The following is an 11034-nucleotide window of genomic DNA, read 5'->3' as shown; positions in this document are numbered from 1 at the left end:
AGTAAAAGCTGATTCAGTTCAAACTTATACAAGCCTGTCACTGGCCATGGCAGGCTGGCATGGCATAATGAGCCCTTGTTTTGCCAGCCTGCGGATATGCCCATGACTCTAGACCCCTGCGCCAAACCCGGTTTGATTCACCCAGACGAAGCCATTCCCCTGTTGCTGTCCCAGGTCAGCGCCCTTGATGACAGCGAAATGGTACGCCTGGCCGAGGCCCTCGACCGGGTACTGGCGGAAGATCTCGCCAGTGGTCTCGACCTGCCCCCCTTTGATAACTCGGCAATGGATGGCTACGCCTTCCGCTTCGATGAGCTCAATGGCCAGGAGTCCGGCAGTTTCAAGCTCGCCGGTCAGGCCTTCGCCGGGCATCCGTTCAAGGGGGAACTGCCTCCCGGTCACTGTGTGCGTATCATGACCGGTGCGCCCGTGCCCGCCGCCTGCGACACGGTACAGATGCAGGAACAGACCCAGGTGCAGGGTGATGCCATCCTGATCCAGGCCCCCAAGGGCAAGGGCGCCAACGTGCGCCGCCGTGGTGAGGAACTTAAGGCCGGCACCCGGGTATTGACGGCAGGCACCCGCATCCGCGCCGCCGAACTCGGCGTCATAGCCACCATAGGCATCAGCCAACTCAGGGTGGTGCGCCGGCCCGTGGTGGCCTTCTTTTCCACCGGTGACGAACTCAGGCCCGTGGGCAGCGAATTGGCACCGGGACAGATTTATGATTCCAACCGCTATTCCATTCTCGGCCTGCTGCAAAAGGCCGGTGTGGAATGGCTCGACCTGGGTGTTATCCCCGACGATCCTGAGGCGCTGCGCCAGGCATTCCGCACTGCGGCGGCCAAGGCCGACATGGTGCTGACCTCGGGCGGCGTTTCGGTCGGGGAAGCCGACTACACCAAGCAAATATTGGAACAGGAAGGGCAAATCCATTTCTGGAAGTTGGCCATCAAACCGGGCAAACCCTTTGCCTTCGGCCGCATTGGCAAGGCGCTGTTTTGCGGCCTGCCGGGTAATCCCGTGTCCTCCATGGTCACCTTTCACAAGCTGGTATGGCCCATGCTGTTGAAGTTGCAGGGGCAGGCCCAGAGCCAACCCTTGATGTTGGCGGCGGCCCTCAGCACTGCGGTGCGCAAGCAGCCGGGACGGGTGGAATACCAGCGGGGCATACTGAGCCGCAATGCCGAGGGCGCCCTGGAAGTGGCGCTCACCGGCAGCCAGGGCTCCGGCATGTTGACCTCCATGAGTCTGGCCAATTGCTTTATTCTGCTGGACCAATACCAGGGTGACCTGCAGGTGGGCGAGACAGTTATGGTTGAACCCTTCCACGGTGCACTGGCATAGTCCCGCTTCAGGAAAATCACATGGACATACTCAGCGACGCCGAACTTATCCGCTATAGCCGGCAAATTTCCATCAAGGCCATGGACATCGATGGCCAGGAAAAGCTCAAACAGGCCAAGGTATTGATCCTGGGCCTGGGGGGCCTTGGCTGCGCCGCCGGACAATACCTGGCAACGGCAGGCATTGGTCAACTGACCCTGGTGGACTTCGACACAGTGGAGTTGTCCAATTTGCAGCGCCAGGTATTGCACAGTGACGGCGATATTGGCCGGCCCAAGGTGGAATCGGCCCGGGACAGTATGCTCGGGCTCAATCCCGGAATAAGGGTAGAGACTCACCATGGCCTGCTGGACGAAGCGGCCATGGATGCGTTGGTGGCAAAACAGGATCTGGTGCTCGACTGCACCGATAATCTTGAGGTGCGCAAACAGCTCAATCTCTGTTGCTTCCGCCACAGGGTACCCCTGGTGTCGGCGGCCGCCATCCGCATGGAAGGCCTGGTGACTGTGTTCGACTACGGCGCTGACACCCCCTGCTACCAGTGTTTCAGTGGCCTGTTCGGCGAGCAGCAACTCAGTTGCGTTGAGTCCGGCATCCTGGCGCCCGTGGTGGGCATGATTGGCTGTCTGCAGGCCACCGAGGCCATCAAGCTGCTGTGTGGCATGGGCCGTCCCCTTGTGGGCCGGGTGCTGCTGATAGATGCCATGACCATGGAATTTCGCGAGATGCGCCTGGCGAAGCAGGCGTCCTGCCCCGTCTGTGGTTGATCAGTAGAAGGGCGCCGGATCCACATCCAGACTGGCGGGGGAAACACCCCGCTCTATGTGCAGCTCGGATTTCAGCAGGTCCACCAGGGTAACCTCTGTATAACGCTTATTTCTGATGGAATAGAAACACTTGACCACGGGATGCAATGCATCCCTGTCCTTGGCCTCCCAGACTATCCCTACACGACCGTCGGACAATTCCACCAGGGATCCCACCGGATACACCCCGATACAGCGAATAAAGTCGTACACCAGATCTGTGTCCAGATGAAAAGGGGTCAGGCTGAGCAGAATCTTGAAGGCGGCGGCCGGGCTCATGGCCTCCTTGTAGCAGCGGGTGGCTGTCAGGGCATCAAAGATATCCACTATGCAGCTCATGCGTCCATGGAGCGGTAATTCATCGCCTTTCAGCCCCCGTGGATAACCGCGGCCATCAAGTTTTTCGTGATGCATCAGGCATACATCCTTGGATACCTGTGACAAACCCTGGGATTGCTGAATGATCTCCTGGGCATACACCTGATGCAGCTTCATATGCTCAAATTCTTCAGGGGTCAACTTGCCCGGTTTATGCAGCACCCGATTATCGACCTTGATCTTGCCGATATCATGCAACAGGCCACCAATGGCGAGTTGTTTCAGCACATTCCGATCCAATTTAAGGTGTCGACCGAAGGTCACCAACAGGAAGGCTACATTGATGGAATGTTCCAGCAGGTAGGCGTCTTTGTCTCTCAAGGCCGATACACACTTGAAGGCATCGGCATCAAGCATGATTGACTCCAACATGGAGTCCGCCAGAGTTTCGAAGGGGGTCACCTCAATGGCCTTGCCGCCAAAGGTTTCGGACATCACCTTGCGCACCAGATCCTTGGCTTCGGAGAGGATTTTCTTGGCCTGGGTTTGCTGCAGATTGCGACTGACTTTGGTCCTGGCCACTTTTGGCTCTTCTGCCTTGGGCTTCAAACCGCAACTCTCGTCAGAGCGCTCCATGTCCACCCAGACATGCCGGATACCACTGTGAAGTAACTTGTCTATGGTTTGGCGTTGACGGATTTTCCCGGCACTGGCGATGGCAAGCTTGCCATTATTCTCAACCGCCGACACATACATACCTATGGCCAATTTATCGACCGGCACTTTTATCAAAGCCTCGTTTGGATTCGCAGCATCTGCCATAACCGCACTCACTTATTGCATTATTGTTCTGACTCCATTCCATTGAAACTTGTCTGTGTCCGGCAGCCCCATTCTATTCACAGTTTAACTGCGCCGCCAAGTACCCTTTTGTAGCCCTCGCATAAGCGATTACCGTAGAACTTAAGTCATTGCTGATTTAGCTGTTTGCGTTGGCTCACAGCTTTGACAATGGCAGATTGACAGGCCTGACCCCGGTCTTTACCTTGGAAACTCAAACGTTTGATTCAACTCAGCATGGAGTGAAAGCCCATTTTGTCTGCCCAGCCACTGGCCCAAGCCCTGGAGACACTCAAGCAGCTGCTGCTTGAGCTGAAGCGGCCTGACACCCACGAGCCTCTGCTGCAATTGTCCCTTGAGCTGACCCCGGAGCCTCTGTTGCCCTGGCTTGCCAGCCAAGAGCAATATCCGCGCATCTATTGGCAGGGCAGGGAGAAAAAGGAAGAGGCCGCCGCCATAGGCATCTGCGCCGAACGCTTCTTTGACACCCAGGTGTCGGATCATCAGCTGGCAGAAAGCTATCAGCGCCAAAGGGCCCTGAGCTCCAATCCCGATTTGCGTTACTACGGCGGCCTGGCTTTTGATCGTCAGGTGGAACCCTGGCCTGAATTTGGCCGGGCACGCTTCGTCCTGCCCAGGGTTGAACTGCGGCGCAGTGGCAACTCGCTGCGATTGCTGCTGAATCTGGATCTCAGTCGACTGGACAGCGAACGCCAGTCTGCCATAGCTACCCTGGCGGCGCTCCGCCCCACACATCCGCAGGCCGAGCCCAAGATTAACTTACTTGGCCGCAGCGATATTCCGGGCTACAGCCGCTGGCAGGAGTTGGTGCAACAGGTCACCCATCCGGCGTTTAACCAGGAGACGCCCAAGGTAGTGCTGTCCCGCCAAACCCGCTTACAGCTGAGTGAAAACCTCAATCCCTGGTCGCTGCTGGCCCGCTGGCAACGCAGTTGCCCCAACAGTTTTCAGTTTGGATTCCAGTTCAGTCCGGAGCGGGCTTTTATTTCCTGCTCTCCGGAGCGGCTGTACCGCAGACACCAGTCGGAACTCTTTACCGAAGCCCTGGCCGGCACCACCTTGAGGGGACAGGATCCCGAGCAGGATGCCCTGCTGGCGCGGCAATTGCTGGATGATTGCAAGAACAGCCGCGAAAACCAGCTGGTCAGGCAACACATAGTGGAAAACCTGGGTCCGCTGTGTAATTACGTGGGCGCAGAAGAGTCGCCAACCATTTTCAAGCTGCCCCATATTCAGCATCTGCACCGGGCCATACGGGCCGAGCTCAAGGCCGGGATCAACGATTTCCAACTGCTGCAGGCCCTGCACCCGACACCGGCGGTCGGCGGCCTGCCAAGGGAAAGGGCACTGCAATTTATCCGCCAGCAGGAAGGTTATAATCGCGGTTGGTACGCCGGCGCTTGCGGTTATTTCAACAAGTTGGAGAGTGAATTCTCGGTCGCCATTCGCAGCGCCCTGGTGGAGCCGGCAAGGATCACCCTGTTTGCCGGTGCCGGTATAGTGGCGGGCTCGGATCCCGCCGCAGAATGGCAGGAACTGGAAAACAAACTGGCCACCATTATGTCCGTGCTGCAGCCCGAATAAAGCCCCTATTGCCGGGGCTTTTCGCTGTTTCTCTGCCCTTCGACCTGGCGTAACAGCGCTTGCTGCTCGCCGGAATCGATTAACTTATGGTGCACTTCGTCGAATCGGATCCTGAGACTGTTACCGAAATCCGTGTCGGCAAAGCCAAAGTAGACTTCAGCACTGATCACACTGTCCAGGATAACAAAGCGTTGTGGCCGTTCCAGCTTGGAAACCAGGGCCTCCATACTGGGGCGATAATCGAGCACAGCGTCTATATAGCCGTTATTGACCCGGTTCAGCATGTCCAACAAGTTGCTGCTTTCCTCGTAATACATGGGTACAGAGACCAGGCGATCATAACCATAGGCGAGATAGGCTTGGACCTTTTTATGCTCCAGACTCCGGGGGCCGGACCAACTGGCCGCCAGATTGGGGGTCATGGCAATATCCACTGTGTCCAGCTCCACCGGCAAACGACAATACTGGCCGTTGTCTATATCGCCCTTGTACACCCCCAGCACTATGTCGGCCTTTTGATGATCGAATAAATACAGGCTGCGGGCGAACGGCACTATCGAATAGGACAGCTGCCACTCAGGTTCCGGAAAAGCGCGCCTGAGCAGCTCAAAGTAATAACCGGTACCATCCTCATTACTGAATCCAATCCACTTGCCACTGACCACCCTGATCTCTACCGGCTCGGCCCTGAGCCAGAAAGACAGCAAGGCGGCCAACGCCAGACCGCATTTGAATATTGCATTCATAAGGGATCTCCTTCCGATTAATACAGTGTAGAAAACAGGCCAGCAATTAACCTGCAAATTCCACTGCATTCCTTGCCAAGGAACCCAGCATGGGTATAATCCCGTGCCCTTGCCCCTGGAGGGTAAGGCATTTCCATTCACTTAGCGGGTTCCCTCACCCCGCCGACAACCACTAAAAAGGCCACAATATGTTGATTCTTTCTCAAGCCCAATACCGGCGGGCCTTGGTGCTGCTTGTCAGCTTCCATATGCTGGTGATCAGTGCCAGCAACTATCTGGTACAACTGCCGTTCCAATTGTTTGGCTTACACACCACCTGGGGCGCCTTCAGCTTTCCCTTTGTGTATCTGGCCACGGATCTCACAGTACGAATCTTCGGGCAAGACGCCGCCCGCGCCATCATATTGCGCGCCATGGTGCCCGCCCTGCTGATTTCCTACCTGATCAGCGTGCTGTTCCATGAAGGTATATATCAGGGCAGCGCATCCTTGCTGAACTTCAATGACTTTGTGTTTCGCATCGCATTCGCCTCCTTTGCCGCCTATCTGCTGGGGCAACTGATGGACATCAAGGTCTTTGCCAAGCTGCGTCAACGTCCCCAATGGTGGCTGGCACCCGCAGCCTCGACCCTGCTAGGCAACCTGATGGATACCTTGGTATTTTTCGCTGTCGCCTTCTACGCATCCAGCGATGCTTTTATGGCTGCCCATTGGCCGGAAATTGCCGCCGTGGATTATGGCGTAAAGCTGCTGGTCAGCCTGGGCCTGTTCCTACCGGCCTATGGTCTGTTGTTGCAATTACTGCAGGACAAGATTTTGCCGGCTCAGGATTGCGACGCAAGTCAGTGACCTCAACTGGCCCGACCTGTTATAATGCGCTTCTTTATTCCAGGTCGAGCCGGCAGAGAGAGCAGAGATGTACCAGATCCACATTCAAGCCTTAGAGCAATTGACACCCCAACTGGCGACCCAGGTTGCCGAATTGATGCAACAGATCCCCGAGTTCGACAAACCGGCCACCGCCGATGAATTGCTGACTCGACTGGCGGACAAGCCCTGTTTGCTGCAATGGGCCTTTATCGAAGGCGAACTGGCGGGCTTCAAGTTGGGCTATGCCCTGGATGAGCAGCACTTTTACAGCTGGCTCGGCGGCATCTTGCCCGATTATCGCCGTTTGGGTCTGGCACAGCGACTGCTGGAATCCCAGGAAGCCTGGGCCAAAGACAAAGGCTACCAACGGGTTTCGGTCAAGACCCTCAATCGTCTGGCCCCCATGTTGGGTTTACTGATCCGCAACCGTTACCAAATCACCGCACTCCAGAATGGTATGCAACCGGGTGACACCAAACTCAGCCTGCAAAAATCCCTGTCGTTGTAAAAACGGCAAATAGTGCTTGCAAATACAATTGAGAATGATTATCGTTAATGTGCGTTCCAAAACTCACCCTCACACCGATTCAGGTGCAAGGTGTTCCTGAGTTTGCATAGCACGACATTGCTCACACACTTTGTGGCCGGGTGGCATTACCCGGCTTTTTTTTGCGCTTTTTATCCCCCCATCCTCCGACAAGTCTGGCACCGGGCACTCATTGAGGATAAGGTGTGCTGCATTGACAATCCTGTATGAGACTCCCAATGCCAAGGCAAATTGATGCTGTCGTGCTGGCCGGTGGAAAAGCCAGGCGCATGGATGGTGATGACAAGGGATTGGTGCTCCTGGCGGGGCAACCCTTGATAGTTCACACACTCAACCGGCTCAAACATCAGGTGACGCGGATCCTGATAAATGCCAATCGCAATGGCGATCGCTATGCCGAATTCGGCCATCAGGTCATATCCGATGGCAATCTGGATTTCGCCGGTCCCCTCGCCGGCATTCTCAGCGCCCTGCACCATACCAGTGCCGAGTTATTGCTTGTGGTGCCCTGCGATTGCCCTCAGCTGCCTGAAGACCTGCTGCCCAGACTCCTGGCGGGGCTTGAACAGGAAAATGCCGAACTGGCCATCGCCTGCGATGCACAGCGCAGTCACCCTGTGGTGATGCTGCTGCGCACCGAGCTGAAACAGGCTATCGCAGATTACCTGTCTACGGGGGAACGCCGGGTTGAGCACTGGTGCCAATCCCGCAAGCTGGCAAAGGTGTCCTTTGCCGATAAGCCCGGTGCCTTTACCAACCTCAATACCAAGGATGAATTAACTCAGTGGGAACAGACTAATCACTGAACTGGCCCCGGCTGGCAGTGTCGCGCTGCCGTGATACACTGGGCTAAATCACCACAACCAATAAGATCTTAGCCATGGCTCTGACCCGCAGGCAGTGGAACAACACCATTATCATCGCCAGTTTATTGATGGTTTCTGTACTGACAGTGCTGGATCGCCGTACCTCCCAGGTTCCCAGTGGCACCAGTCCGTTATTTGATGCCAAGGTGCCATTGACCGAGTTGCAGCTTGATGGCGTTTGGCTCAGCCGCAGCGATGATGGCTGGCATTGCGATCCCCAGGTAATAAGTTGCAGCGACTGGGCCGATGCCTGGCTGCAATTGGAAGTGTCTCCCCTGAGCGAGGCTCCCGCAGAAACCAAACAGCCCCGAGAGTTGTTACTGCGCATCGCCAACCAAAGCGAAGGTCAGGTTTGGCTGCTGTTTGCCGATGGTCTGCTCAAGTCCCCCGCCGGCAACTGGTACCTCATCCCCCCCAGCAGGCGCGAGTCCCTTGAACCTGTACTTTTGACCCATTAATGATCCTGGAAGCCCCATGCCTGAATTACCGGAAGTCGAAGTTACCCGCCAGGGCATAGCCCCCCACCTGCTGGACCAAAAGGTGCGTGCCCTGATAGTCCGCAATGATTCCCTGCGTTGGCCCGTACCGGCGCAGGCACAAAATATTGTCGGCCAAATCATCCAGGGTGTGCGCCGCCGCGCCAAGTATTTATTGATAGATACGGATGCCGGTACCACCATAGTGCATCTGGGCATGTCCGGTAGCCTGAGGATATTGCCGCGCAATACCCCGGTGGAAAAACACGATCATATTGATCTGGAACTGGAAAATGGCCGTATTCTCAGGTTCAACGATCCGCGCCGTTTTGGCGCCTGGCTCTGGTGCGAGCTGCCCGAGCAGGCCCATCCCCTGCTCAGCAAGCTGGGACCCGAACCCCTGACCGAGGCCTTCAATGTCCCCCAGTTGGCGGCCGCCCTCAAAGGTAAAAAGAAGGCCATTAAGCTGTGCCTGATGGACAACGCCATAGTGGTCGGAGTCGGCAATATTTACGCCAACGAAGCCCTGTTTGCCGCCGGAATACACCCGGAGGCCGAAGCCGGCAAGGTGGATTTGGAGCGCCTGACATTGCTGGTAGCAGAGGTGAAACAAATACTGGCCCAGGCCATTAAGCAGGGTGGTACCACACTCAAGGACTTCACCAACGCCGATGGCAAACCCGGTTACTTCGCCCAAAAGCTGCATGTCTATGGCCGTGGTGGCGAAACCTGCACCGCCTGCGGCAACCTGCTATCTGAAATTCGCCTGGGACAACGCACCACGGTATTTTGTGGTATTTGCCAACCCAGATGATCCGGGGCAATAACGACACATAAAAAAAGGCTGCCCGTTGGCAGCCTTTTTTATTGTTCATGGGTATCAATGCATCCAGCTACCTGGAGTCGCGGTGAAAAACCTTTGCAATCTGGCGGGCGCCGGGCATTCGCCCTGCATTGCGTCGACACCGAGCAACAACCAGGTTTCCCTGTGTGCCATGCCCATATCGCGGCCCTTGCCGAGATCAAAGCAACTGAGCTGGATACTGGCGGGTGCCAACACAAATCGCTGTTTCCCCTCGGCCAGTCCCTCATTCAGCCACAGGGCAGCATTGCGTTCCTGCTGCTCGTTGGGCGCCAGATAACTGAAATGGGTGATGCTGACCGGCGAGAACAGGATGAACTGTTCCTTAAAATCGATAAGCCCCAGCTCGGCCTCAGGCCCTATGACCTCGGCGGTGTGCTGCATCAGGGGTCTGGGTGTGCGCATATCATCAAGCAGGCTGTAACCCCAGGTGCTGACCAGGGCCCAGCCGAGAATCGACACCATACCGGCCTTGAGCAGCGCTGCCTGACGTCTGGACCAAAGCAATAACCCCAGCCACGCCAGGCCCAGACTGATAAACATCAGGCCTATGCCGGTTAAGTCCTCGGTATAGTCGGCCATGGCCTTGACCAACTTGGGATGGTGTATAAAGGACAGCACCCCGGCCGCCAACACCACAACTCCCAGGAACCACAGCAGCCCAGACACCAGCTTTTCAAACCAATTACATCTGTCGACACCGGCAAGGGCCGCCGCCATGGCCAGTGCAGCCATTGGCAACGCCGGCAGAATATACACATTGCGCTTGCCCGGACTGATGCTGAAAAACAGCACCACCAACGCCACCCAGCACAGCAAGATAATAATGCGCGGATCGGCCTTGATGGCGGCCACAAAGCGCTTCCAGTAGGCAATGACCAACAAGGGCAGCGGAAACCAAAGCCAAGGGATCACGCTGAATACAAAGAAATACCAGGGCTTGATATGGTGCCAGGCGTTGACGTAGCGCTCGCCGGTCTGCTTGAACAGAATATTGTTCATGTAGGCCAGATGCTCGGGGGTGCCGGCGGCCTTGACGGTCAGCACCATGGGCACCAGCCAGCAGGCAATCACGGCCAACATCACCAGTGGCCCGGCGAGGGCGCGCCAGCCCCAGCTGTCACGGTAGAGCTTCTGTTTCCAGGCGTAAAATCCCAACGGCAGCAAGATCAACAGCGGCAAAAAACCCACCCCTTTGGTAATCACGCCCAGGCCCATAAAGGCCCAGCCGATAAAATACCAGCGCCAGCTCGGGCCGGTCATAAAGTGGCGGATAAGGCCGTAACAGCCCACGGTTATCCAACACGCCACCATGGCATCTATCTGGGCATTCTTGGTCTGCATCAGAAACTGGGGCACCAGCATCAGCAACAGGGCTGCGTTGCGACCGGTGCGCACGTTCCACAACCTGGCGCCGAGATCAAACACCAAGAGCACTGTCACCAGACCACAGAGGGCATTGGGGATCAGGAACGCCAGTTTGAGATTGCCAAGCAGGAAATAGCACAGAGCTATCGCCCACATGAATACCGGTGGCTTGTCCGGGTAAAACTCGCCGCCGCGGGCTGGAAACAGCCACTGACCATTGGCCACCATTTCACGGGCCACTTCGACAAACCTGGGCTCGTCGGCCGGCCAGGGTGAGCGAAAACCCACGCCCAGCGCCATGACAACCAAGGTCAGCACAAACAAGGCCCAGAATACCCGGCGATAGTCATCACTGTTGAAGTACTTCAGCAGAAAAGCCATGGG

11 protein-coding genes are annotated in these 11034 nt (G+C 56.5%); 8 read left to right on the top strand and 3 right to left on the bottom strand.

What is annotated here, in order from left to right:
* Window positions 1-96: 96 nt before the first annotated feature.
* Window positions 97-1347, top strand: a complete 1251-nt coding sequence (gene moeA, locus JYB84_RS00600) for a molybdopterin molybdotransferase MoeA (protein WP_207321553.1) — start codon at window positions 97-99, stop codon at window positions 1345-1347.
* Window positions 1348-1367: 20 nt separating this feature from the next.
* Entirely contained in the window at window positions 1368-2114 is a 747-nt protein-coding gene (gene moeB, locus JYB84_RS00595) for a molybdopterin-synthase adenylyltransferase MoeB (protein WP_207321552.1), read from the top strand.
* Here moeB and JYB84_RS00590 read toward each other — a convergent pair whose 3' ends face one another.
* The gene (locus JYB84_RS00590; RefSeq protein ID WP_207321551.1) at window positions 2115-3293 is read right to left on the bottom strand and encodes an HD-GYP domain-containing protein; all 1179 of its coding nucleotides are present in this window, start codon (window positions 3291-3293) and stop codon (window positions 2115-2117) included.
* 273 nt (window positions 3294-3566) lie between these two features.
* Here JYB84_RS00590 and JYB84_RS00585 point away from each other — a divergent pair, with 273 nt between their 5' ends.
* Complete coding sequence (locus tag JYB84_RS00585; RefSeq protein WP_207321550.1) at window positions 3567-4916, top strand: isochorismate synthase; 1350 nt, start codon at window positions 3567-3569, stop codon at window positions 4914-4916.
* 5 nt (window positions 4917-4921) lie between these two features.
* Here the strand turns inward: JYB84_RS00585 and JYB84_RS00580 are convergent, their stop codons facing one another.
* Window positions 4922-5662 carry an ABC transporter substrate-binding protein gene (locus JYB84_RS00580; protein WP_207321549.1) on the bottom strand — a complete coding sequence of 247 codons (741 nt, stop codon included), beginning with the start codon at window positions 5660-5662 and terminating at the stop codon, window positions 4922-4924.
* 188 nt (window positions 5663-5850) lie between these two features.
* Between JYB84_RS00580 and JYB84_RS00575 the strand changes: the two genes are divergently transcribed.
* From JYB84_RS00575 to mutM, 5 genes are all read left to right on the top strand, one after another.
* Window positions 5851-6510 carry a 7-cyano-7-deazaguanine/7-aminomethyl-7-deazaguanine transporter gene (locus JYB84_RS00575; protein ID WP_207321548.1) on the top strand — a complete coding sequence of 220 codons (660 nt, stop codon included), beginning with the start codon at window positions 5851-5853 and terminating at the stop codon, window positions 6508-6510.
* Window positions 6511-6577: 67 nt separating this feature from the next.
* Entirely contained in the window at window positions 6578-7039 is a 462-nt protein-coding gene (locus JYB84_RS00570; protein ID WP_207321547.1) for a GNAT family N-acetyltransferase, read from the top strand.
* A gap of 257 nt (window positions 7040-7296) precedes the next feature.
* A complete protein-coding gene (gene mobA / locus JYB84_RS00565) occupies window positions 7297-7884 on the top strand; it encodes a molybdenum cofactor guanylyltransferase MobA (protein ID WP_207321546.1) in 588 nt (195 codons plus the stop codon).
* 74 nt (window positions 7885-7958) lie between these two features.
* Window positions 7959-8402 (top strand): hypothetical protein, encoded by a 444-nt coding sequence (locus JYB84_RS00560; protein ID WP_207321545.1) that lies wholly within the window; start codon window positions 7959-7961, stop codon window positions 8400-8402.
* Between the two features lie 16 nt (window positions 8403-8418).
* A complete protein-coding gene (gene mutM / locus JYB84_RS00555; protein ID WP_207321544.1) occupies window positions 8419-9234 on the top strand; it encodes a bifunctional DNA-formamidopyrimidine glycosylase/DNA-(apurinic or apyrimidinic site) lyase in 816 nt (271 codons plus the stop codon).
* A gap of 66 nt (window positions 9235-9300) precedes the next feature.
* On the opposite strand, the gene JYB84_RS00550 is transcribed toward mutM, so the two are convergent.
* Entirely contained in the window at window positions 9301-11031 is a 1731-nt protein-coding gene (locus JYB84_RS00550; RefSeq protein WP_207321543.1) for an ArnT family glycosyltransferase, read from the bottom strand.
* Window positions 11032-11034: the final 3 nt, after the last annotated feature.

The organism is Shewanella cyperi, from assembly GCF_017354985.1.
Lineage (GTDB): Bacteria > Pseudomonadota > Gammaproteobacteria > Enterobacterales > Shewanellaceae > Shewanella > Shewanella cyperi.
This window is presented reverse-complemented; position numbering and strand designations above follow the sequence as displayed.